This window comes from Lysinibacillus sp. CTST325, assembly GCF_054665055.1.
In genome coordinates this window covers 211,941-234,925 of the sequence record NZ_BAAFHO010000007.1, presented here as the reverse complement: position 1 = coordinate 234,925, position 22,985 = coordinate 211,941, and the positions used below count along the sequence as shown (strand labels likewise).

General features: G+C 33.6%; 25 protein-coding genes and 3 pseudogenes. 24 read left to right on the top strand and 4 right to left on the bottom strand.

Annotation, left to right across the window (positions count from 1 at the left end):
* Positions 1-152: 152 nt before the first annotated feature.
* Positions 153-710, bottom strand: a complete 558-nt coding sequence (locus tag ACYQ73_RS17340) for a flavodoxin family protein (protein WP_460013641.1) — start codon at positions 708-710, stop codon at positions 153-155.
* Positions 711-822: 112 nt separating this feature from the next.
* Here ACYQ73_RS17340 and ACYQ73_RS17335 point away from each other — a divergent pair, with 112 nt between their 5' ends.
* Positions 823-1,713: a LysR family transcriptional regulator gene (locus ACYQ73_RS17335; RefSeq protein WP_460013640.1), complete on the top strand. Its 891-nt coding sequence runs from the start codon at positions 823-825 to the stop codon at positions 1,711-1,713.
* Between the two features lie 206 nt (positions 1,714-1,919).
* On the opposite strand, the gene ACYQ73_RS17330 is transcribed toward ACYQ73_RS17335, so the two are convergent.
* Complete coding sequence (locus tag ACYQ73_RS17330) at positions 1,920-2,942, bottom strand: S-layer homology domain-containing protein (protein WP_460013639.1); 1,023 nt, start codon at positions 2,940-2,942, stop codon at positions 1,920-1,922.
* A gap of 103 nt (positions 2,943-3,045) precedes the next feature.
* On the opposite strand from ACYQ73_RS17330, the gene ACYQ73_RS17325 reads away from it, so the two are divergent.
* The 20 genes and pseudogenes from ACYQ73_RS17325 to ACYQ73_RS17230 all read left to right on the top strand — a co-directional run bounded on the left by ACYQ73_RS17325 (position 3,046) and on the right by ACYQ73_RS17230 (position 18,028).
* A complete protein-coding gene (locus tag ACYQ73_RS17325) occupies positions 3,046-4,014 on the top strand; it encodes a bile acid:sodium symporter family protein (protein WP_460013638.1) in 969 nt (322 codons plus the stop codon).
* 120 nt (positions 4,015-4,134) lie between these two features.
* The gene (locus tag ACYQ73_RS17320; protein ID WP_460013637.1) at positions 4,135-4,269 is read left to right on the top strand and encodes a hypothetical protein; all 135 of its coding nucleotides are present in this window, start codon (positions 4,135-4,137) and stop codon (positions 4,267-4,269) included.
* Between the two features lie 155 nt (positions 4,270-4,424).
* The gene (locus ACYQ73_RS17315; RefSeq protein ID WP_460013636.1) at positions 4,425-4,580 is read left to right on the top strand and encodes a hypothetical protein; all 156 of its coding nucleotides are present in this window, start codon (positions 4,425-4,427) and stop codon (positions 4,578-4,580) included.
* A 649-nt stretch (positions 4,581-5,229) separates the two neighbouring features.
* Entirely contained in the window at positions 5,230-6,417 is a 1,188-nt protein-coding gene (locus ACYQ73_RS17310; RefSeq protein WP_460013635.1) for an MFS transporter, read from the top strand.
* A gap of 243 nt (positions 6,418-6,660) precedes the next feature.
* A pseudogene (locus tag ACYQ73_RS17305) lies at positions 6,661-6,792 on the top strand (IS200/IS605 family transposase); the annotation flags it as partial.
* Positions 6,791-8,059, top strand: a complete 1,269-nt coding sequence (locus ACYQ73_RS17300) for an MFS transporter (protein ID WP_460013634.1) — start codon at positions 6,791-6,793, stop codon at positions 8,057-8,059. The pseudogene ACYQ73_RS17305 and the gene ACYQ73_RS17300, both read left to right, overlap by 2 nt.
* Positions 8,060-8,545: 486 nt before the next feature.
* The gene (locus ACYQ73_RS17295) at positions 8,546-9,484 is read left to right on the top strand and encodes an aminoglycoside phosphotransferase family protein (RefSeq protein WP_460013633.1); all 939 of its coding nucleotides are present in this window, start codon (positions 8,546-8,548) and stop codon (positions 9,482-9,484) included.
* Positions 9,485-9,647: 163 nt separating this feature from the next.
* Positions 9,648-10,127, top strand: coding sequence for a GNAT family N-acetyltransferase (locus ACYQ73_RS17290; RefSeq protein WP_460013632.1), 480 nt, complete (start codon positions 9,648-9,650; stop codon positions 10,125-10,127).
* Between the two features lie 85 nt (positions 10,128-10,212).
* Complete coding sequence (locus ACYQ73_RS17285) at positions 10,213-10,620, top strand: GNAT family N-acetyltransferase (protein WP_460013631.1); 408 nt, start codon at positions 10,213-10,215, stop codon at positions 10,618-10,620.
* A 138-nt stretch (positions 10,621-10,758) separates the two neighbouring features.
* Positions 10,759-11,235, top strand: coding sequence for an NUDIX hydrolase (locus tag ACYQ73_RS17280; protein WP_460013645.1), 477 nt, complete (start codon positions 10,759-10,761; stop codon positions 11,233-11,235).
* A 204-nt stretch (positions 11,236-11,439) separates the two neighbouring features.
* Positions 11,440-11,913, top strand: a complete 474-nt coding sequence (locus ACYQ73_RS17275; protein WP_460013630.1) for an NUDIX domain-containing protein — start codon at positions 11,440-11,442, stop codon at positions 11,911-11,913.
* A gap of 200 nt (positions 11,914-12,113) precedes the next feature.
* Positions 12,114-12,704 carry a histidine phosphatase family protein gene (locus ACYQ73_RS17270; protein WP_460013629.1) on the top strand — a complete coding sequence of 197 codons (591 nt, stop codon included), beginning with the start codon at positions 12,114-12,116 and terminating at the stop codon, positions 12,702-12,704.
* 177 nt (positions 12,705-12,881) lie between these two features.
* Entirely contained in the window at positions 12,882-13,484 is a 603-nt protein-coding gene (locus ACYQ73_RS17265; RefSeq protein WP_460013628.1) for a nucleotidyltransferase domain-containing protein, read from the top strand.
* Positions 13,485-13,632: 148 nt separating this feature from the next.
* Positions 13,633-14,642, top strand: a pseudogene (locus ACYQ73_RS17260) (phosphotransferase).
* A gap of 34 nt (positions 14,643-14,676) precedes the next feature.
* A complete protein-coding gene (locus ACYQ73_RS17255; RefSeq protein ID WP_460013627.1) occupies positions 14,677-15,546 on the top strand; it encodes a GNAT family N-acetyltransferase in 870 nt (289 codons plus the stop codon).
* A 3-nt stretch (positions 15,547-15,549) separates the two neighbouring features.
* Positions 15,550-15,774, top strand: coding sequence for a hypothetical protein (locus tag ACYQ73_RS17250; protein WP_460013626.1), 225 nt, complete (start codon positions 15,550-15,552; stop codon positions 15,772-15,774).
* Between the two features lie 28 nt (positions 15,775-15,802).
* Entirely contained in the window at positions 15,803-16,081 is a 279-nt protein-coding gene (locus ACYQ73_RS17245; protein WP_460013625.1) for a hypothetical protein, read from the top strand.
* 589 nt (positions 16,082-16,670) lie between these two features.
* Positions 16,671-17,024: pseudogene (locus ACYQ73_RS17240) on the top strand (GNAT family N-acetyltransferase); the annotation flags it as partial.
* Between the two features lie 143 nt (positions 17,025-17,167).
* Positions 17,168-17,608: an alpha/beta fold hydrolase gene (locus tag ACYQ73_RS17235; RefSeq protein ID WP_460013624.1), complete on the top strand. Its 441-nt coding sequence runs from the start codon at positions 17,168-17,170 to the stop codon at positions 17,606-17,608.
* Positions 17,609-17,611: 3 nt separating this feature from the next.
* Complete coding sequence (locus ACYQ73_RS17230; protein ID WP_460013623.1) at positions 17,612-18,028, top strand: hypothetical protein; 417 nt, start codon at positions 17,612-17,614, stop codon at positions 18,026-18,028.
* Between the two features lie 266 nt (positions 18,029-18,294).
* Here the strand turns inward: ACYQ73_RS17230 and ACYQ73_RS17225 are convergent, their stop codons facing one another.
* On the bottom strand, positions 18,295-18,969 hold the full coding sequence (locus tag ACYQ73_RS17225) for a 4'-phosphopantetheinyl transferase family protein (protein WP_460013644.1): 675 nt from the start codon (positions 18,967-18,969) through the stop codon (positions 18,295-18,297).
* Between the two features lie 46 nt (positions 18,970-19,015).
* The gene (locus ACYQ73_RS17220; protein ID WP_460013622.1) at positions 19,016-19,975 is read right to left on the bottom strand and encodes a helix-turn-helix transcriptional regulator; all 960 of its coding nucleotides are present in this window, start codon (positions 19,973-19,975) and stop codon (positions 19,016-19,018) included.
* 170 nt (positions 19,976-20,145) lie between these two features.
* On the opposite strand from ACYQ73_RS17220, the gene ACYQ73_RS17215 reads away from it, so the two are divergent.
* The 3 genes from ACYQ73_RS17215 to ACYQ73_RS17205 are packed head-to-tail and all read left to right on the top strand — an operon-like array spanning position 20,146 to position 22,959.
* The gene (locus tag ACYQ73_RS17215; RefSeq protein ID WP_460013621.1) at positions 20,146-20,754 is read left to right on the top strand and encodes an MptD family putative ECF transporter S component; all 609 of its coding nucleotides are present in this window, start codon (positions 20,146-20,148) and stop codon (positions 20,752-20,754) included.
* 16 nt (positions 20,755-20,770) lie between these two features.
* The gene (locus ACYQ73_RS17210; RefSeq protein WP_460013620.1) at positions 20,771-21,505 is read left to right on the top strand and encodes an energy-coupling factor transporter transmembrane component T family protein; all 735 of its coding nucleotides are present in this window, start codon (positions 20,771-20,773) and stop codon (positions 21,503-21,505) included.
* Complete coding sequence (locus ACYQ73_RS17205; RefSeq protein WP_460013619.1) at positions 21,499-22,959, top strand: ABC transporter ATP-binding protein; 1,461 nt, start codon at positions 21,499-21,501, stop codon at positions 22,957-22,959. Before ACYQ73_RS17210 ends, ACYQ73_RS17205 begins: the two co-directional genes overlap by 7 nt.
* The last annotated feature ends 26 nt before the right edge of the window (positions 22,960-22,985 follow it).

Sequence of the window (22,985 nt, the reverse complement as noted above, 5' to 3'; positions counted from 1 at the left end):
ATTTAGCTATTTTATTAGCACTTTCATTTCCATTTAAGTAACGCTCAACTGCTTGTAATTTATCTTCTACAGTATATTTAGCCATAGAAAAACTGCACCTCCAATTGTTAGATGTGTCTAACAATTGAGGTGCAGTTCATTCAGGTCGTTTTTTATATGGGATATATACGTGCTTTTAATTTCTTATTTAATATGGATGCCTGCGTCAGTGCTTGTTCATCATGAATAATCTCACCAGGTTTGTTTGCTTCACCGGTAATATACGAGGAGAACGGCATCTTTAAGAAGTCAAAAATATATTGGAATTGTTGAATCATTGGTAGACCCTTTATATATGGATCGTCACCACCAACAGCAAGAACAACGGCTTCTGTAGTTTGTAGTTTCTCTTTTAGCTGTGGAAACCGCTCATCTCGGATAGCTTGACTCAGTCGATCCACCATGTTCTTCATGATTCCCGACATGCTGTACCAATATATCGGTGTTGCAAAAATAACGAGATCACTTGTTAAAAACGCATGGATAATTTGATCATAATCATCATCTACAAACTGAAAGCCATTGTCATCATGACGTAAATCGTTGATGGGCTCAATCGATAAATTTTTTAGATCTATTTTCACATGATTTATGCCATCTAATACATAATCAGCTAGTTGTTCACTATTACTACCGGCTCTCGAGCTTCCAATAAAAGTGGTAATGTTCATAAGAATCCTCCTCTATCCTTCAGGCTATAACAAGTGTAAACTTATATTTATTATCGATAAAGCAGAATCTTTCGATGAAATATATCGAAAAAAACGATTAGAGGTGGGGAAGATGGATCTTAAACAACTGCAAACGTTTTTAACAGCATCAGAAACGTTAAGTTTTACTCAAACTGCACAGCTCCTAGGCTATGCTCAGTCGAGTATTACAGCACAAATTAAATCGCTAGAAGAAGAGCTTGGCGTAGTCCTTTTCGAGAGGCTTGGAAAACGCATTACCCTTACAGAGGAGGGCAAGCGATTACAACAGTATGCTCAAAAAATGCTAGATTTAAATGTGGATATGAAAAAAGCTGTGTTAAATGAACAAGCACAAGCGGTGTTGAAAATAGGTGCACAAGAAAGTCAATGTGTGTACCGTCTGCCGAGTATTTTACAACAATTTCAGAAAGCCCATCCACAAGTAAAAATCATTTTTAAGCCTGTACATACAACCGAAATCGCCAAAGATTTATTGCAGTCAGGCAATCTTGATATAGCGTTTATTACAGATGCATATAAGGAAACACCCATGTTACATCGTGAGCGACTTATTCGAGAGCAATTAGTATTTGTCAGTGCATCTACTAATAGCAACGTGGAGAGAGAGGTATTTTCTGTACAGCAACTCTTAAATGAAACGATGCTTTTGACGGAAAGCGGCTGCTCCTACCGTAATCAATTGGAAGTGCAGCTTCAGCAGAAAGGTGCTCTACCAATACAAATGATTGAATTTGCAAGTATTGAAGCTATTAAGCAATGTGTGATGGCTGGCTTAGGTATTACATTCTTACCCAAAATGGTGGTGGAGAAGGAATTAGAAAACAATCGTTTAAAAGAACTGGCTACATCCATGAATTTAGCAGATATTTTTACGGATATCGCTTGGCATAAGGATAAGCACATATCTCCGTATCTCGCTGATTTTATAGAGATTTCCATGAAGATGTATAAGCAGTTTTAAAGTTATATTTAGTTGTACCAGACTTCGATAATTAAAAATTTAGAATCCATTTTGATTGATCTATTATAAATAATTAAAAAAGTGCGAATGATTTTTTAATCCATTTCGCACTTTTTAGTTCTTTTCACTAAGAAAGAGTATTATTGTGATTTATAAAAGTACCTCAAGGGTGTTCCTTTATTTTAAGTAGACATATGGAAAACTCCTTATTTCTTTAAAGTACCAGAAAAATTAGTTCCTTCATCATGCTCTGTGCGACAATCTACCTCGGTAATTTTTAGTGCATTATTAAGGCGCTCAAATTCTAATACACAACGATTGCCATTTGAGGATTTGTTCATCACAGCCTTAGTGCTAGAAGTAATCGTTGCTGTCCCATCGACACTGCCTGCAGCTGTCCCATCATTGGCAGTAATAAATATTGAAAAGCTTTTACTTGTTGCGTTTGAAATATAGGCATCTCGGCGATTAAAATCAGTTGAGCCTGCACCCCATTTATAGTAATACGAATAGTTACCATCCCAAGCACTTTTAGAAGGTGTTGTCAGCTGCATTGTTTTATCTAGCTGACTTTGACCATTTTTTGCACGTGTATTTAAAGAAGCATTACTCGCATTTTCATGAATGGCCTGTGCGTCCTCTGAAATTTCATAAAAATTTCTTTCATCCATACGGTGTAGCATAGTCACGACTTGAGCTCGTGTCATATTGTTAGTCACGCCAAAAAACTTCTGTAAATTGCGGTTTTCATACTGAAAGTTTTGACCAGTGGAAATGTAATAATCGATTAAAAACTGTATGGATTGATCTAATCCACTTTTACCATTAGCTAAATGTGTAATCGCCTGTGCTACAACACCACGTTTCACACTAGCTGCGCGAATATTATTATCGAAATATCCGTTTAATGGAACACCGTAGCTCGCAAGACGATTGTAATATTCGTCAGCCCCATTTGCAGCAGGGGTTTGTTTTTTTAACTCATCATACGGTGATTCAAGCTCATAAAAATTAGCAAGTAGTTTTGCGAATTGTTGCTCCGTGATTGTTGCATTGGGCTTAAATGTACCATCTGGATAGCCATTTACGATATCATATTCCTCTGCCCACATGATGGCTTCATAGGCATAGTGATCTTCTGGCACATCTTTAAAGCCAGCAGCTTGTACAGTGTATCCAGTTGCCATAACAAGTAGGGGAAGCAATAAAGTGCACACTATTTTTTTCATTAGTCTCAGTCATCCTTTCTTTCTAGACATATTAATAGTTTGAAGGATATGGATATAAACTGCAAATTTTTCTAGTTTATTGACTGAAGAAAACTATTGTTTTATGAAAGTAGGAATAAAAGAGATGATAAATAGTTTCAATAAATATCTTCAAAAATGGATGCCTATTTTAACACCGCTTAGCTTAGTGATTGGTGTGTTGTTTGAGAACGTAGGGCATCAGCTATTATTTTTAGTGCCATGGCTGTTTGCTTTTATGACATTTGCAGGTAGTTTAAGCATGAATTTTGAAGGAATAAAAAATCTTAAAAAATACCCAGCAGCAATATTAATTGTTATCGCTTTTTTACACCTTCTCATGCCAATTTTGGCCTACTTTGTATCAACCGTCATATTTCATGATCATTTACTAACAATTGGATTTGTTTTAGCAGTCGCTGTGCCAACAGGAGTAACGAGCTTTATTTGGGTTAGTATTTGTAGGGGGCATCTTGCGTTATGTCTTGCAATTATTTTAATCGATACACTCATTTCACCCGTTGTTATTCCAGCATTACTTCATATTGTTGTAGGACAATCAATCCAAATTGATACTGTTGGTCTCATTGTAGATTTACTTTGGATGATTGTTGTGCCTTCTCTATTAGGTGTAGCGTTAAATGAGTTTACTAAAGGCAATATTGAGCTGACACTAGGAAAGAAATTAGCCCCTTTTTCAAAACTTAGCTTATTTAGTATTGTAATGATTAATAGTAGTGCTATTGCCCCGTATATTAAAAATATTAACATGGAGCTTGTTCGTGTTATTTTGGTCGTATTTCTACTTGCTGTATCAGGGTATGCTTTTTGTTTAGTTTTAGGGCATATACTTTGGAAGGATATAAGCATTGTTACGATGTTCGTTTTTACAGGAGGGATGCGTAATATTGCTGTAGGGGTTGTAATAGCGACTACATACTTTCCCGCAAAAACGGTTATGCCTGTAGTGTTTGGTATGCTATTTCAGCAAGTTCTAGCCTCGTTCTTTAGCCGAGTAATGGAAAAGTATCAGCTGAAATATGCGGAAGGTTAAATATAGGTTACATGCAATAATATCCGTGATTGTTCGAGAGGAAGCGAGTATGTAAGAATTCAGTACTGCTATCATCGACTGTTATTAGAATGCTACATCATTTTGTGACAATTAATGATGGTGAAGCTGTTACAAAAGGAAGAAAAGACACTAAAAATTTTGATGCAAGATCATCAAGTGAAAATAAAAAAGCATGAGGTTTCCATTATGCTACATTCCGAATATGATGAAGATAAGCAATATCGTGTTATTTAAATGTAGGATGGGGGAGATAATTCATATCAAAAATATAAATTTGAGAGTAACCACCAGCACTTTTTAACTTTTTATACAAGAAATTTTAGTGTTTTGTGCTTGTCGGAAGTATTTTGAGTACTAATTATGTCACTTAAGAAAGAAGAGTGCATGAAATGAAAGAGTTAGATGATATAAAGCTAACGATTCTTCCGTTAATTATTTTGCTAATTCTTATACTTTTTTGGAAACTGACCGAGTCTGTTGGTGCAGGGATGATGGTCATTATTTTCTGGATAGGCTGGCGCCGCCTTGTAAGAAAATTAAAATAAATTGAAAGCGAGATATCTTTCTAGCTTTACGTAGACCCAGTTCTGACGCTCCTCATAAATGCCTGATTTATCTATAAAACTCCCATACAGCTTTATGAAAAACATAACGTTTATCTACTGTCAGACTGTAGCTTTGTAATAATTTTTGATTAAATTAACGATACCAACCTTGATATAAGGACAAATTCAAAGAGCCTGTTTTGAAAAAAAGATTGATCAAAACAGGCTCTTATTTTATGTGGCAGATAAAATTCATTATAAAAAAGTTTGATTATTTTTGACACCTTTGTTGCAGTAAAGACTCTGTTAATTAATGGGAAATTAAAACAATTTTTATGTGTTCATACAATTTAATCGTACCCTGAAAAATTTAAGTATGTTTATACTACACACAATTTAGTCGAAGTGATTTTTATATAAATTTTTTGCAGATTAACAATCTTTTTTAAAAGCTACACGGACATCGATAATGGAATCAAACGATGTTTTTATTGCTTTCCTGATGTGATTGAAAAGGCGATATTCCATAATTAAAGATCTAAATATATTCAAGACATATATATAATGAAATTTTTGTTAAATGACTATGTACTAATAATTATAATTTTGTTACGATTTATTAATTAATGATACAACAAGGAGATACAGCATGTGGCGTAATCGGAATGTATGGATAATTTTATTAGGAGAATTTGTTGTAGGTCTTGGGTTGTGGGCTGGTATTATAGGAAATCTAGCTTTTATGCAAAAGGTCGTTCCCTCTGACTTTCACAAATCATTAATTATTTCTAGCGGTATATTGGCTGGTTTAGTTGTAGGTCCGTTGGCAGGGCGTATTATTGACAAGTCATTGAAAAAAACAGTTGTACAGTGGGCTAGTGTAGGGCGCATTTTAAGTGTTTTATTTATGTTTATGGCGCTTTATACAAATTCGGTTATTTGGATGATTCTTTTTTTAATTACGTTGCAAATAGCAGCCGCGTTTTATATGCCTGCTCTACAATCTATTATTCCAATGATCGTTAAGGATAAGGATTTAATTACATTAAATGCTTGGCAAATGAATGCTCGAACGATTTCAAGGATAATTGGAACTGCTGCAGCTGGATTCATGCTGAGTTTCTTTGAGCTGAAATGGTTGTACATCATTTCATTTATTGTCTATATGATGATGTTTGTTATTACGAACTTCCTACAATTAGATGAAATGGCAAATCAATCGTCAGCAACAAAAGAAAAGGGGGACTTTAAAGAAGTGTTACCGATGGTTAGAGAGCACCCTGTAGTTTTAATGACACTTGTCTTAATGTTAATTCCAACATTATTTTTAGGTTCCTTTAATTTAGTTATTATGAAAATTTCTGAGATTCATCATTCAACGACAATATCAGGATTATTATATACAGTTGAGGGAATAGGTTTTATGCTAGGTGCAGCTGGTTTGAAGTTTATTACAGAACGGCTGAACACTGGAACACTACTTTTTATATTAGCGTTTATAATTGGTTCGATGGAGCTAATGCTAATATTCTCGGATATTAAATTTTTGGCATTAGTAGCTTTTGGAGTTTTTGGTTTTTCAGTAGGCTGCTTTTTCCCGACGACAATGGTGATTTTTCAAAAGCAAGTGCCAAAAGACTTTCATGGGCGATTTTTCTCATTCCGTAATATGATCGATTCTGTCATCTTTCAAGTCGTCTTATTGTCAACAGGCATGATGCTAGATGTAGTTGGTTTAAGTGGGTTGGGACTTGTTTTTGGTATTATTAGCTTAAGTTTAACCATCATTTTTTTACTCTATTCAAAGAAAAAGAATGTTGTTATGCATGCTCATTAAATATAAACAAAAAAGAACTGTCAAATTTGTAAACTGTATTTGGCAGTTCTTATTTCTTAATTAAGTCTACATTTTTATTGGTTTTCTGAACGGGAAAGCCCAATCCTTCAGGTGTGGAATGAGCGTGAACTTGGAAAGGAAGTGTCACTAAAACCCGAAAGATTTGTGATGCATCAAGTATCCGAAAATTCCACTCTTTTTGTATGTATGTTGCGGTTTTAAAAAAACTGATACATTGTGTATATGAACGAATATAGACGAACAAACACAATCGTATCATTAATTAACTATCATTTCGTTATTTGTCCCCGGTACAGAAGAAAGATTTTTCTTCATGCAGATGTAGGGGAAAGTAGAAAGAAGGTGTTGAAAGATGCTTGGAAAAGCACAAGAAATCACAGACAGTTATATTGAGTCACCCGAAAAGCTAAAGAGCTTATATAAGCGAGTGCTAATCGTAGTTAGTCTCTCACAAGTTTTTGGTGGCGCGGGGCTAGCAGCAGGTATTACGGTAGGGGCTCTTTTAGCCCAACAAATGCTAGGAACGGATGCTTATGCAGGAGTACCGTCCGCTTTATTTACTTTAGGGTCGGCAGGAGCGGCTTTAATTGTAGGAAAACTATCACAACGTTATGGGCGTCGCACAGGTTTATCAACAGGTTTTATTGTCGGTGGACTCGGTGCAATTGGTGTAGTAATTGCTGCCATGATGAATAGTGTTATTTTATTATTCGCTTCTCTAGTAATCTATGGTGCAGGGACTGCAACAAATTTACAGGCTCGGTATGCAGGGACAGATTTAGCCAATAATAAGCAACGAGCAACGGCTATCAGCACAACAATGATGATGACAACGTTCGGGGCTGTGGCAGGGCCAAATTTAGTAGATATTATGGGGAAATTTGCAGTTTCCATTGGTGTTCCAGCGCTTGCGGGTCCATTTATCTTATCTGCAACAGCATTTATTTTAGCAGGTCTTGTCCTTTTCGTTATGCTGCGTCCTGATCCGTTAGAAATAGCAAAAATGATAGAAGCGAACAGACGAGAGAATGAATATGGAAATAAGATGGAATCTCTTAGTGAAAAAGCTATCAATAAAAGAGGTCTTACAGTCGGTGCAGCGGTTATGGTTCTTACTCAGATCGTAATGGTTGCTATAATGACGATGACACCAGTACATATGAAACATCATGGTCATGGTTTATCGGAAGTAGGAATTGTTATAGGATTTCATGTAGGTTCCATGTATCTTCCGTCGCTCGTAACAGGCGTTCTTGTTGATAAAATTGGACGAACAGCCATGAGTATTGCTTCAGGAGTGACTTTGTTACTTGCTGGTTTATTGGCGGCATTCGCACCAAGCGATTCTATGATTCTACTAATCGTAGCTCTTTCTTTACTTGGGTTAGGGTGGAACTTTGGTTTAATTAGTGGGACTGCCCAAATAGTTGATTCGACTGAGCCTTCTACTAGAGCAAAAACACAAGGGAAAATAGATGTTTTAGTTGCATTAGCAGGGGCTTCTGGTGGTGCTCTCTCAGGCATGGTAGTAGCTAATGCAAGCTATGCGACATTATCTTTAGCTGGAGGTCTATTATCTTTAATCCTTATTCCAGTTGTCATTTGGTCAAGAAAATCTTGAGATAAATTATTGATACTAAAAATGGTTACTAAAATAGTTTCAAAGTAACCAATGCAATCTTTTTTTAAACAGGCAGTAAAATCAAGAATTTAGGGTGAATTTAAATAAAATTTTATTCAAAAATAACTTAATTTAAGGTTCTTTTGTGGGCATTCGGTACTCCGAGATGTAAATCAAAAGAACCTTTTCCTCTTAATAAAGGTTCTATAAAATTGGACTTGTGAATATCGTCTGCAAGTTTTATTAGCTGCTAGAGTTAAAATTGAAGGCTATAATGTTGAACGGTTAAATACTGCTTTTAATATGCAAGTGGAAAATGCAGCTCCTACTGACCAGATTGGAAAGGGGGAGTTGAAAAATACTCTGACGTTTTTCAAGGAGTAATTAAAAAAGGATTACAAAACCAAAATAACATAACATTGACATTCACTTGACCGTATAGTAAGATTTTCATTCTTACTTGTTGCGAGAAGGGGGGAATTGACTTTGTTAATTGAAGGTGTAATAGACCACATATCTAGCCTTAAAGGGTATTCATCTATAAAAAAAGTCGAAAAAGGATACTCACCAGATGAAAAATACATAGTTACCGTTGATCAAAATCAATACTTTATACGATTATCTGACATACAATATCACGAAAAGCGAACCATCGAATTTTCATTGCTTCAAGCATTAGAAAAACAAGGTGTACAAACACATAAAGCCATAGAATGTACTTTATTGATTGAGGCTAATCTTTCTGTCATGGTATTAAGCTATATTGAAGGATACCCTGCTGATGAATTCATGATGAATCTTTCTGAGGTGGCACAATTTAATATAGGTTTTGCTGCTGGGAAAGAATTAAGAAAAATTCATCAACTACATGACTATGCCCCGCAAACGATACATTGGGAAGAAGCCCAAAGAAAGAAATTCAGCTTTTACTTAAATGAATATAAAAAAGGTAGCTATCAACTGCCAAAAGAGCATAAAATATTAAACTTTATTGAGAATAATTTCCACCTTCTTAAAGATCGACCTATAACCTTACTCCATGATGATTTTCATCTGGGCCATATCATCGTTTTAAATAACTCGTACAATGGTGTAATTGATTTTAATGGCTATGATTTTGGTGACCCCTATCATGATTTTTATAATCTTTCTTTATTTAGCAGAAGACATAGTATTCTATTTTGTATTGGACAAATAAATGGTTATTTTTCAGAAACTCCAGACGATACATTTTGGCGAATATATGCCCTTTATGCAGCGATGAATATCGTCTCTACAATTGTGTGGACTAAAAAATATGATGAACAATCTTTTGATGATGCATTGGAAAGAATCCATCTCATTTTAGCGGATCATGACTATTTTAATTTGGATCAACCATTATGGTATAAGTCCATACCTATTGATAATGTTACAGGTTTATAAACGGGGATATGTCTGCTATTGAGTATTTTTAAACTGAACTAATATTTATTAAATTTAGTTCAGTTTTTATTTATGAGCAAAATCTACTCTTAAGTTATTCAACTAACGACGTAGGATTGTTAAAAATGGAATGAAATCTATAATAGTGATTTATTAAAGGGAAGTGAAAGTAACAATGAACTACATAATAAGATTAGCGAATGAAAATGACTTATCGGGTTTATGTGATATTAGAAATAATAAAGATTTATTCACGAATTATTTAAAGCAATTTGCAAAAAGGGAGGTATATTTGGCAATCGCTGAACAAGACTCGCTTATATTGGGTTTTGGAGTTCTTAAATTAAAAGGCACTTTGCTTCCTAAATTAAGTGACCTATATGTAAAAGAAAATTATCGGGGTAATGGTATAGGTTCAGATTTAATTAGATATAGAGAAAATATTGCAAAGAGTTTAGGTCATTCTGAGATATTTGTGAGTGTTGACCCAATAGAAAATCCCAAAATGATAAAGTTAATTAGCAAACACGGTTACCAACCTGTCTCCGATCCATATTTAAAAAAAGCCATATTTTATAATGATAATGGTACGACCTATAATAAAACTTACACAAGAATTGATTTAAAGAAGTTGTTGAACTAACAGGTGTGATTGTTTAATAGAGCAGTCATGGAATTGATTCTTCTTCAACTATCTTTGCAGTTTAATGCAAGAAGGGACATGTTTTATGAAAGAAATTAAATCGACATCTATTCAACCTAATGTAAGAGAACTTTTATCCTTCGCGACCTCTGAAAAGAATGTCGATAAAGAATATGAATTATATATGCAATCTCCAGTAAGAGCGTTATATGGATATGACCTTGAATCTGAGGTTGCTGGTTGTATTGGAATAGAATTTTTAAGTCCGAAGCATTGTGAAATAAAACATATCGCAGTATCTCCAAATCATAGAGGAAAAGGTATTGGGAGTAAAATGATTAGCTTTATCTTGGAAGAATATTCTTTATCTTTTATGTTTGCTGAAACCGATAAAGATGCTGTGAATTTTTATAAAAATTATGGATTTAAGATAACAAGTTTAGGTGAAAAATATCCAGGTGTGGAACGATTTCAATGTATTTTAAAAAGTTAATAGGATTAAGTATTCTTCAACTATGGGGTGCTATATTTGAAGATCATTGAGTTGTATAGGAGCTTTTGAATTAAAGGTGCAGGGTGGTTGAAGAAAGGTCAAATTTATTTTAAGGTTATTTTTGGGAGGAGATTAGCAATGAGGGCACCTTATCAAGTTTTGGTATTTCCTTATATAATCACTGACAATTCTATTGAATATGCAATTTTTAAGAGAAGTGATTTTGGATATTGGCAGGGATTAGCTGGTGGTGGAGAAGAGGGTGAGACTCCTATTGAATCAGCTAAACGAGAAGCATTTGAAGAGGCTGGTATTACAAGAGATTATCCATATATTGAATTAGATTCTATGTCTTCACTACCAGTAGAAGATGTAGTTGGGAATTTCCTTTGGGGAGAAGACGTTTATGTATTAAAAGAATTTTCTTTTGGTGTTAAAGTTCCTACAAAAGATATATCTTTATCAAAAGAGCACCTCAACTACAAATGGTTATGTTTTGAAGAGGCAGTAACGCTTTTGAAATGGGATAGCAATAAAACGGCGTTATGGGAATTGAACAAAAGGTTATTAAATCGGACTAACACCAAGCAAAAGTTTGTGAAAGAAAATACTTAAGCTAACGGGTGCGTTCGTATTATAAGGTTAACCAGTTTTTTAAAATGTACCCTTTGTAAATGACATTTAAAAATAGGTTAGGCAACTATTTGAAGCTGCTCTGTTAAGGGGTAGAGCCTTTTTCTACTTAAACTAAAGACGCAGTTTAGTTGAATAAGAAGGACATATATATGGTAATATTTGTTTAATTATATGGAGGGAATTATGAGTAATTTTATTAATTATAAAATGTGGACTGTTTGTATGATTCAAAAAGAAGACAAGGTTTTACTACTTGATAGACAACACGATAATTTCAAAGGGTTTATTCCACCTGGTGGCAAAGTTGAATTTCCTGAAAGTATAGTTGAGAGTGCAATTAGAGAAGTAAAAGAAGAAACTGGATTAGAAGTAAGCAACCTTATTTTTAAAGGTCTCTATGAATATGTAAATCCAGTTGCTATGGATAGATACATGATTTTTAACTACATCACAAAAGATTTCAAAGGAGAATTACTTGAAGATGCACCAGAAGGAAAGGCAGTTTGGGTAAATATAAGAGAAGCATATAACCTTCCGATGCAGGAATCTATTCGAAGAAGATTCCCTTTATTCTTTAAAGAAGGGACATTTGAAATACAAGTTGAATGGAATCATGAAGAAAATAAAGAGGGAAAAGTTACTATAAAGAAGACTTAACTCCCATGAAAGAACTTAATCATCTTTCATTTTCTGTGGTGAAGTGCTGATTTTGGTGCTTCATGGATGGCTAACGGGTGCTTTAATTGAAGAAGATAGCAAAACCAGAAGCAACAAATTTTGAGAAAACAGCCTATTAAATTAACGAAGCAGTTTAGTTTTATACTTTTTGGATTTAAAAGATATAAGGGGGAAAAGGCATGCAAATACTATTAATTCGCCACGGAGAATCTGAAGCAGATATTTTAAACGTACATGAAGGAAGAGCTGATTTTGAATTAACGGAAAGAGGTAGAAAGCAAGTGGGAAGTTTATCCCAAAAAGTAAAAAATGATTTCCCACCAGATTTTATATGGGCAAGTACGTTAAAAAGAGCACGTGAAACTGCTGAAATATTAGGAGAAACTATTGGGTGCCCAGTGCAATTGGAAGAAGAATTAATGGAGTTTAATAATGGTGTACAAGCTGGATTATCCTTTGAAGAAGCGAAAAAGTTTCCAGAGCCAAAATTTTTTCATGAACGTTTTGAAAATGGAGAATCATTTATAGAATTTCGAATGAGGATTGAAACGATATTTTCTAAGATTGTGACAGGAAATACATATGAACGAATTGCGATTGTTGCTCATGGTGGGGTAATTAATAATATATTACGTGCTTTTTACCAAATGCCAATCAACATGGATTATTATTTTAAAATTGGAGATACAGGAATTAGTTTAATTGAACTTACTGATAAGGAAAAGGTAATTCACTTTATAAATGATACGAATCATTTAGGGAATATATAGGATAAACTTTGATAAAAATTTTGTCCAGCCTTTAAAAAAACACGCTATTAGATCAATAATATCCCACCGTTTAGATCAATCTTTTTTTCAAAACGGTGGTTTTTTTATAACGAAAATCAACGTTTGCAGCATATTTTTAATCAAATTTTATTTCAAAGCTACGAGGAGGACATTTATATGAGGACAGATATAGATAATTGGGAATCAATCACCGTAACAGAAATATATAAGCTCTTTTCTACTATTCCAATTAAATGGGGTATTGCAGGGGGATGGGCTTTAGATTTACATTTAGGCAAACAGTCAAGGGTACATGATGATATAGATGTAATAATACTTCGAGAGGAACAATTGACTGCCTATAATCATTTGTCAGGTGATTGGATGTTATACAAAGCAGAGAATGGAAAACTTGTTCCTTGGCAAGAAGGCGAGTTTTTAAAAACCACAAATGACATCTGGGCTACTAAAAGCAGTAGTTCTCCCTGGGCTTTTCAAATTATGTTAGTAGAGACAGAGCAACAATCCTGGATATACAGGAGAGAAAAATCTATTCGAAGAAGATTAGAGGATATATTTTTAAGAACAGATGATGAGATACCTTACCTGAGACCCGAGATCCAACTCCTTTATAAAGGTGGCAGCTCAAAGGTTAGAGAAAAAGATTTTAAAGATTTACAAACTATGCTTCCATATTTACTGCCTGAACAAAGGGATTGGTTAAAAATGACTTTGAAAAGACAATTTCCAACTGGTCATTCGTGGCTTGATTATATCTAAGTGTGAAATATGATTCAAAACATAAATTGAACCAAATGTTAAGTGAGCTGTGTGGTAACAAACAACAATATATAAAGATACTTTAATGTAATCTTGAGAGATTTAGTAAATAAGGTAATCAACTACTTAACTCTAAGGAGATATAAAATTGTACCTACTAATAAAAAAAGCACTTGAACCATACTCATTAGGGAACAAATCACTAATTATAGAAAAAGAGCTACACATAGGAAGTTGGAATAATGACCTGCATTATAAAATAGTTGCTGATGGAAAAAAATTTCTGCAAGGTTCATTAAAAAGGAGCGTTCCCCAACACTGTATTTGGAGAAATCTCAAATAATATTTTATTTGAACAAACCAAAATTTGCCGCTTTCTTATAAATAATCAAGTTCCGTTTATGCATTTATTCCCCGTTTCAGTAGATTTACCGTTCACAACAATTGAAATAGAAAATGAAAGTTATCGTTTTATACTATTTGAATGGATTGAAGGAGAACATATTACTCATTGTGATAAGTACATTGCAGAGGAATTTGGTAAAATGGCAAGAAAGTTTCATGATATTTCAAGCTTATATAAAAGTTCTGCCTTTTCGAAACAATCTCAACTTGTTGGCTACTCCCAATTTGTTGATAATCTTCGAAAAAAAGTTGAGACGTCTTACATATTATTAGAAAATTTCGAAATGGTAGATAATTATCTTGAAACAACTGAATATCACATAGAAAATGCAAAAACGAAGCAATTTGATTTTATTATACAATCAGATTTAAATCCACTTAATATTATCTGGGATAAAAATAGAAAAATAAAGGGAATTGTTGACTTTGAATCAATTGGCTACAGTGATAGGATAGAGGATTTAGCTTGGCTAATCAAATGGTATTCCCGAACAAACCGGAATATCTTCAAATGAAATGTCTCCTATTGTCGCTAATGCCTTTATAAAAGGTTACAAAATAGATGATTTTCTTTGTGAAAATGATTTTGACCGTCTATCTTCACTAATATGGTTAGCTGGTTGCATAAATTGGAACTTCGTAAGAAAAACAATTAACTTTTTAGAAACTAATAATGAAGAAATATTAAAAAATCATTTGGATGCTTATAAACAGCGTGGTGAAAAATTACTGAAATTAATTCCGAATAAATAGGATCATTATAAAAAATAACAGGGAGGAAAACTATTTGAGATTTACAGAAAGAACGCTAAGAATTCTAAAATATGCAGAAACAGAAGCTGAAAGGACAACCAAGGTTGTTTATCCTGTACACTTACTTTTGGGGTTATTGCTCGAAAGAACAGGTGTGTGTGCTGAGTTATATATTAATTATCCAAATCTTACAGAGATACTAAACGAACGAGTCAGGGACATGCAATTTGAAATGGAAGATGAAGGTATTAGTTACGGACCTTTTCAATCAAATATTACGCAAACCACGAAAACGGTAATATTGAACGCAAATAATCGTATGAAACGTTTCAAACAAAATTTTATAAATGAAGGTCATATAGTAGATGCAATTTTTAAAATTGATGACCCTTTAACAAAAGCAATACTTTCTGGACTCGATATTTCTCGTATACTTGAAATCGTGTCTTATCCCAGGGATATGATTGTTTCTTTAAAAGATTATTCGTTTTCTCCTATTCCAGCAAGCAATATCAATTTTAGAAAAGCAGAGCAAAGTGATAATGCCTCCTTGAAAGCTTTTGTAGAAAAAGAATTTGGAGAAGGATGGTTAGACTCTATTGAAAATGGTTTTTTACAAGTAGATATTCCTATTTTTATCGCTTTAGAAGACCAAGATATTGTAGGTTTCTCTTGCTTTGATGTTGTTCGAGGAAAAAAAGGATTATTCGGTCCAATGGGTACATCTTTTTCAAATAGAATAAATGGGATAGGAAATACTCTGCTGCATTTATGTTTAGTTGAGATGAGGGAAAGAGACTATGAATACGCTATTATTGGAGAAGCTGGTCCCGTTGAGTTTTATGAAAAATCTTGTAATGCCGTTGTTATTTCTAAAAACTTTTTAAACTCTGAAGGGAAATAAGAAATGGATATAAAAAATTATGACCAATTTTATTCAAATGCAGAATACCACTTTGGTATAGAGCCAAACAAACTTGTGATTAAAATGCTTGATTTCCTACCTTCCGATTCCTTTAAAGATAAAGTTGTCCTTGACTTAGGATGTGGTGAAGGCAGAGATAGTGTCTTTCTCGCTAAAAAGGGTTTTAAGGTAATAGGGGGTAGAAATCTTAAGAAGTGGATTACTTAAGGCCGAAAAACGGGCAAAAGAAAATGGATTGAATATTAATTTAGTTGAGGGAAATGTAAACGATTTAGTTATTTCTGAAAAAGTGGATGTCCTTCTTGGTATGGGCATTTTACAATACCTTAAACCTGAGAATAGGTTAAAACAAATTCAGCGTTTTAGAGAGGTGACTAACTCTGGTGGAGTACACGTTTTATTTGCCTTTACGGAACATCCAGAGATTGAGGAAGCTCCTGATTGGGGCGAAGAAGAGTGTGTTTATAAACAAGGGAACTCCTCAGTTACTATGACGATTGGGAGCTGTTATTAAAAAAAGAATATATAATGAAGGATATTACGTTCGATAAAATTCCACACTCGCATTATAAAACCGTTTTAATTGTTAGGAAACCCTGATGCTGTAAATTTATAAAAAATTGTACTTAAGCTAACGGTGTAATTGTTCAGTGTGCCGACGGTCCAGGTTAGCTATAATAACTATTATTTGTATAGATGGTGAAATAATGAAACAATTGCTAAAGGAAATTCTGTCTCCAAGTAATCAATATAAAGTTCAAATTATTGATCGTAAGGATGGTCTCTACACCCCAGAAGTATATATGTGGAAAGAAGAGTACGGATATGAGTATTGGAGTCCAATAAAAAAGAATTGACTTTGGCTCAGACATACACAAAACGTCTCTATTATAAAATGAAACGCTTTTTTCAACGGAACTGGATTGTTGAATAAGGAATTGAATATTTATAATAGTGATTTATTGAAGAATAGGGAAGTGGAAATAACAATGAACTACATAATTAGATTAGCGAATGAAAACGACTTATCGGGTTTATGTGATATTAGAAATAATAAAGATTTATTTACCAATTATTTAAAGTAATTTGCAAAAAGGGAATTATATTTGGCAATCGCTGAACAAGACTCACTTATATTTGGTTTTGGAGTTCTTAAATTAAAAGGCACATTGCTTCCTAAATTAAGTGACCTATATGTAAAAGAGGATTATCGGGGTAATGGTATAGGTTCAGATTTGATTAGGTATAGAGAAAATATTGCAAAAAGTTTAGGTCGTTCTGAGATATTTGTTAGTGTTGACCCAATAGAAAATCCCAGAATGATAAAGTTAATTAGCAAACACGGTTACGAAACTATCTCTGACCCATATTTTAAAAAAGCCATATTTTATAATGCTAATGGTACGCCCTATAATAAAACCTACACAAGAATTGATTTAAAGAAGTTGTTGAACTAACAGGGCTTTACTTCAAGATGGGATTCCACATCCCATCTTTTTTTTATTAAACTAACGGAGCAGTTTAGTGGAAGAAGGATTTTTTTAATATATTAGCGAATAACAAGTTAAAAAAGGGAAATATGGATATAAGGGAGGACTATATGAGTATATACAAAACACAATCCGGAAGAGAAATGTCACTAAAGCTTTATGATGCTCAATTAAAGAAATTGGATTATTCATGTAAGGATGTTTACGTTCATACTCGTTTTGGAAGAACTCATATCATTGAAACTGGCAATCTATTGGGTGAACCATTGTTAGTATTTCGTGGTGGTAATAGTACGACTGCCTATAATTTACTAACGTACAGATTCCTGCTTATGGATTTTCATATCTATGCGGTTGATATTATTGGCCATCCCGGAAAAAGTGATGAAGTTACTCTCTCTCCTAGCAATTATGATTATGGAAAGTGGGCCAGTGACGTTATTTCAGGGCTTGGATTTGATAAAATAGCTTGTTTTGGGGTTTCGTTTGGAGGCGGAGTTTTGGCAAAACTGATGTGCATTGCACCGGAAAAAGTAAAAAAATCCGTATAAATTGTGCCATCAGGTATTAATAATGCCTTTCCAATCAGTACTGTGGAGATGATGATGCCATTACTCAAATATAAACTAACAAAGATAGAAAAATATATAAAAGAAACGGCTTTATTTATGGCCATTAACGAAGAAATTCTTGATAAAGATACTTTGGATATGGTGAAAGATAGTTTTGATCATGTAAAAACAAAAGTAGGGATGCCCTCCAATGTGAGTGAAAAATTAATGCAACAGTGTAAAGCACCCACACTTATTATGGCAGCAGAAAAAGATTGTTTGTTTCCAGCGAAAAAAGTATTACCAAGAGCAAATAGAATCATACCAAACAACACGACTCATATGCTAAAAGGATGCGGACACATACATATGTTGCCAGAGCGTGAAAAGAAAATGATAGTTGATTTCTTAAGTGTTTAGAACTTCAAAGTTCTATAATTTACATTATCAAGACCTAAATTAAAAAAAGTCATAAAAAATAAGGAGTAATATATATTAGTCATAACTAATATATATTACTCCTTTACTTCTTCTTCAACAATAGCCCCCGTTTTGTTAGCTTGTTATTTACTTTTTTTATTTGGATACACTCTTTTGTATTATTGATTTAAAATTATTTTGACTAAGAAAAGTAAAACAACCCCCAAACGAATAAAGTTTGAGGGTTGTTTTATATGAAAAATAAATCATTCATCGTATTGCTGGAAAAAAGATGCAATAGTGTGTAAAGAAATTTGTTCAATAGCATTCGCTTCAATTTGCTCATTGGAACAGCAAGCTATAGAATACTGCTGTTCAACACTGGTAGTCAAAAAATATAGAGAATCCAATTGGTTTGTAGCATATAAATGAATGCCGCCACCATTAATTTTAAAAAAGAAGGATTGGAGTGGCAAAGACAAGCCTACACCACAATATTTAATATAGGCTTCCTTCAATGTCCATAGTTTATAAAAATAATCAAATTGATGTTTGTCAGATAAAGCTATTAAATCTTGATATTCCTCGGGAGCAAAAATATGTTGAGCGAGGTTGAGATCCAGTATTTTTTGCTTTTCAATATCGACACCCAATTCCATATTACTGATACCACAAAGAACATAATTTCCTGAATGTGAAATATTAAAAAACGCGTAAGGTAGATTTTTTACATATGGTTTACCATATGGATTATTGTCAAATTCAATAGCTGATGGAGCTATATTAAAAGTCGTTGAAATTAAATATCTAGCCAATATGTCAGCTAATAAACCGCGCTTATAGTCATCTTTAAAATGGAATTGCTGAAGTTTGTTCTGTTTGTCATTTGAAATGAAAGCTGTGAATTTTGAATGGTATTTATCGAAATGTGAATCTGTAATGGAAAGTAGAGCAAGTTTTATGATGGTCAGTAACCCCCTATTATGTTTAACCTCTAAATATTTGCTGCCTATATTCTTTCGGTGTTAAATCGGCATAGCGTTTAAATAACTCTGAAAATCTACCTGCACTTTGATAGCCTACTGTTCGAGCAATTTCGTTAATAGGGAGCTCTGTATGAGCTAGTAATTTCTCAGCCTGATGAACACGTTGTTTTTGAATATATTCCGTAATTGTGCAATGATACACTTCTTTAAATAATTTTTTTAATTTTGTAGCACCCATACAAGAAATTTTAGTTAAATGATCTAAAGTTAGTTGTAGGGCGTAGTACTTTTCTATATGAGTGGCTACATGCTCAATTTGGTGAATATCTTCTTTAGAAATTTGTGAGCAATGACAAGTTTCATTGAAAAGTACACGTTCCATTATAAGGGCTAATGCTTCATATACTTTCCCTTCATAAAAAAGTGCAGAGGTCAGATCAGCACCACGATAAGCCGCTATTTGTCGAAGCAGGATTACCATTTCCGGAAAAGTAGTTGTGGCTTTTAGTGTTGTTAATGCTTGACGTGGATTCACATATTTTTCACCATATTTATGTGCTAGAAATTGATCACAAAAAATAGGGGTAAACTCAATACCGATTGATTGTACTGGAATATTTTTATGAATAATAGCGCTATATTTTTCTCCTTTTCCCCAATAACTCCTTATATAACCTGGCTTTAATTGCTGATAAGGGTTAAGCTCCTCACCTGAAATAGATTCATAGTATGAGACGGTTAAAAGTTCAGGCATTGTTAATTCTAACTGATAATCCTCAAAAAAATAAAAATCATGAATAAGAATAGAAAACATTTCCTTGTAATGATATATCCAATAATAACCTTTACCTAAAGTTGGATCGATTGTATATGTAGTACCCACTGAGTTATATTTGCTCATTTGGTCAAATTTTGAAAAACCATTCTCTAATAATAGAGGTTTAAAATGATGAGACGTCATCTGTTTTCTCCTTTCCTCAATTAGACTTTCCTCTTCCTTGATTAGACGTAAACATAGTGTAGTTATTTTTTTATGTACTACTATTCATTATAATGGTAAATGATAATCATTATCAATAGAATAAAGTAAATATAGTAATAATTACTAGAGGAAGGAAGAGAAGTATAAAAATGTATTCGCAAACAATACAACAAAAAACTTTAAGTATTAAAGATTTAATTACAGTCGGTATTTTCTCAGCACTGTTCTTTATATTCATGATGATTGGATCAGCCCTTTTTGCCCCCAATCCTGTATTAACGTTTTTAATGCCAGCTGGTGCAGCTCTATTAACGGGACCTATTTATTTATTAATGATTGCTAAAGTACCAAAATTTGGTCCTATTCTTATTTTAGGAATATTGTTAGCGATTATTACATTTGTTACAGGGATGTACTGGTTATGGTCATTAGCTTGTATAGGAGTAGCTATAATTGGTGAATTAATAGCAGCGATTGGTAAGTATAAAAATATTTCAATAAATATTTTAAGCTATATTGTTTTTGCACTTCATCCAATGGGTTCTTACGTAATGTTGTGGCTTAATCAACAAGCGTATAAGGAGTATTTGGTAGGTCAAGGAACAGAACAAGCTTATATGGATACGATGTTAACAACTGCCCAAAATTGGATGTTACCAACAATGTTTGTTGGCACAATGCTATGCGCTTTGATCAGCGGTTTATTGGGAAAAAAATTATTGAGAAAACAGTTTAAAAAATCAGGAGTGCTTGCATAGGTAGGGCGGTGAAATTATGAATAAGGGAGAAGAATTGCAGGGCAATATGCATATGCATGTTTACACCGTCAAACTTGATCCAAGAACGAAAATATATCTACTACTGTTAGTAAATGCAGCGGTTTTTTTGTCACCTTCTTTTCAATTTGAACTCATATTAATGGCCATAATATTTAGTCTTTGCTTTCTAATGGGAATGTTTTCCTTTTCGTTGAAAATGATGCTTGGTTACGGGTTAATTCTAGGAGTTCGCTTAGTAAGTGAAATGTTTTTGTCAGGTGCGTGGGAGCTAATGTTTGTATCATTTACAATGTTTATTAGGAAAATATTCCCTTGCGTTGTAATGGGTGGATTGTTAGTTGGAACAACAAAAATAAATGAATTTATGACGGCTTTAGGAAAAATAAGAATTTCCAAAAAGGTAATTATTCCATTAGCTGTAATGTTGCGCTATTTTCCAATGATTGGTGAGGATTGGCGATATATAAAGGATGCTATGAAGTTAAGAGGTATCTCACCCTCCATAATAGGTTTTCTAAAAAATCCTGTGCAAACGGTTGAATGTATTTACGTTCCTTTATTGATGGCAGCCTCAAAAATTGCTGATGAATTATCTGCTGCAAGCATAGCGAGAGGGATTGAAAACCCGAAAGAGCGTTCTTGCTTTCAACATGTGTCATTCCAATTCAGTGATAGTATTGTAATGTTTATATTTACATTTTTTGTGTTTGGAGGAGTGTTAATATGTTGAAAATCGAGCAATATTCATTTCATTATACAGATGAGAAAAGTGAAGGTATAGAAAATATAAATATTCATGTCAAAAAAGGACAGTGCATTTTACTGTGTGGTAAAAGCGGCTGTGGTAAAACAACTATTATCCGAGCAATTAACGGTTTAATTCCTTATTTTTATTCTGGAAAGCTAAAAGGACAAGTGTTGTTAAATAATCAACCTGTAGAAAATAGGAAAATGTATGAATTAAGCGAACAGGTTGGGACGGTGTTCCAAAATCCGAGGTCACAATTCTTTAATGTGGATACTGATAGTGAGATTGTATTTGGAATGGAAAATATGGCATATCCAAAAGAAATGATGGAAGAACGAATGCAGCAAATTACGTCTGAGCTTCGATTAGAAAATCTTCGTCGACGCAATATTTTTCATTTATCGGGGGGAGAAAAGCAAAAGATTGCTTTTGCAAGTGTGTATGCTGTAGCACCCGATATTTTTGTATTAGATGAGCCTTCCTCTAATTTAGATGCGGCTGCTATTGAGGATTTAAAAGACATGATTGCATTACTAAAAATGCAAGGTAAAACAATTATTGTATCGGAGCATAGACTTTACTATTTAAAAGAATTAATTGATAGAGCCATTGTATTAAATAAGGGACAAATTGTATCAGTTTACTCACAAAAGGATTTTTTACAACTTTCAGATCTTCAACTGAGGCAATTAGGACTCCGCACACTTTATTTAGACAATGTACAGTTTCAACATAAATCGCTACCTGCTGAACAAAAAGTTCATGAGCTTGTTGTGAAGGATGTCACTATATCGCACAAAAAAAGAAAGGTATTAGAAAATATTCAATTCACAGCAAAAAGCGGAGAAATAATTGCAATCACAGGACATAATGGTGCAGGAAAAACGACATTTGCTAGAGCGATATGTGGTCTACATAAACTATCATCAGGAAATATTTATTTTAATAAACAAAAACTAACATTGAAAAAACAGGCTCAGCTTTCCTATATGGTAATGCAAGATGTCAATTATCAGTTATTCGCAGAAACGGTTGAAAAAGAATGTGTATTTGGGGTGAAAAATCCCAATCCGAATTTAGTACGAAAAGCATTGGAGGAAATGGATTTATTAGAACTGGTCAATCGACACCCGAATACATTATCAGGAGGACAAAAACAGAGACTTGCTGTAGCTGCAAGTTTAATAAGTGAAAAAGAAATTATAGTGTTTGATGAACCGACAAGTGGATTAGATTTTGACAGTATGCAAAAGGTTTCTAGTATTTTACAGAATTTAGCGGAGGCTAATAAAATTATTTTTGTCATTACACATGACTTAGAATTTATAGCATCTTGCTGTCATCGTATACTTCGCTTCGGAGATGGAAAGAAGCAAGATGATTATAAGTTAAATAAAGAAAATCATCAGTATACAATTGAAACTTTCACTAGATAGCAGGGAATGGATCTAACGTAACTGAC

Excerpts from the sequence above, each read along its gene's own strand:
- ACYQ73_RS17270 (WP_460013629.1), top strand. The coding sequence starts at position 12,114 with ATGCAAATACTATTAATTCGCCACGGAGAATCTGAAGCAGATATTTTA.
- ACYQ73_RS17330 (WP_460013639.1), bottom strand. The coding sequence starts at position 2,942 with ATGAAAAAAATAGTGTGCACTTTATTGCTTCCCCTACTTGTTATGGCA.
- ACYQ73_RS17340 (WP_460013641.1), bottom strand. The coding sequence starts at position 710 with ATGAACATTACCACTTTTATTGGAAGCTCGAGAGCCGGTAGTAATAGT.
- ACYQ73_RS17275 (WP_460013630.1), top strand. The coding sequence starts at position 11,440 with ATGAGTAATTTTATTAATTATAAAATGTGGACTGTTTGTATGATTCAA.
- ACYQ73_RS17285 (WP_460013631.1), top strand. The coding sequence starts at position 10,213 with ATGAAAGAAATTAAATCGACATCTATTCAACCTAATGTAAGAGAACTT.
- ACYQ73_RS17205 (WP_460013619.1), top strand. The coding sequence starts at position 21,499 with ATGTTGAAAATCGAGCAATATTCATTTCATTATACAGATGAGAAAAGT.
- ACYQ73_RS17335 (WP_460013640.1), top strand. The coding sequence starts at position 823 with ATGGATCTTAAACAACTGCAAACGTTTTTAACAGCATCAGAAACGTTA.
- ACYQ73_RS17250 (WP_460013626.1), top strand. The coding sequence starts at position 15,550 with ATGGATATAAAAAATTATGACCAATTTTATTCAAATGCAGAATACCAC.
- ACYQ73_RS17210 (WP_460013620.1), top strand. The coding sequence starts at position 20,771 with ATGAATAAGGGAGAAGAATTGCAGGGCAATATGCATATGCATGTTTAC.
- ACYQ73_RS17280 (WP_460013645.1), top strand. The coding sequence starts at position 10,759 with ATGAGGGCACCTTATCAAGTTTTGGTATTTCCTTATATAATCACTGAC.
- ACYQ73_RS17310 (WP_460013635.1), top strand. The coding sequence starts at position 5,230 with ATGTGGCGTAATCGGAATGTATGGATAATTTTATTAGGAGAATTTGTT.
- ACYQ73_RS17315 (WP_460013636.1), top strand. The coding sequence starts at position 4,425 with ATGAAAGAGTTAGATGATATAAAGCTAACGATTCTTCCGTTAATTATT.
- ACYQ73_RS17300 (WP_460013634.1), top strand. The coding sequence starts at position 6,791 with ATGCTTGGAAAAGCACAAGAAATCACAGACAGTTATATTGAGTCACCC.
- ACYQ73_RS17325 (WP_460013638.1), top strand. The coding sequence starts at position 3,046 with ATGAAAGTAGGAATAAAAGAGATGATAAATAGTTTCAATAAATATCTT.
- ACYQ73_RS17215 (WP_460013621.1), top strand. The coding sequence starts at position 20,146 with ATGTATTCGCAAACAATACAACAAAAAACTTTAAGTATTAAAGATTTA.
- ACYQ73_RS17265 (WP_460013628.1), top strand. The coding sequence starts at position 12,882 with ATGAGGACAGATATAGATAATTGGGAATCAATCACCGTAACAGAAATA.
- ACYQ73_RS17220 (WP_460013622.1), bottom strand. The coding sequence starts at position 19,975 with ATGACGTCTCATCATTTTAAACCTCTATTATTAGAGAATGGTTTTTCA.
- ACYQ73_RS17235 (WP_460013624.1), top strand. The coding sequence starts at position 17,168 with ATGAGTATATACAAAACACAATCCGGAAGAGAAATGTCACTAAAGCTT.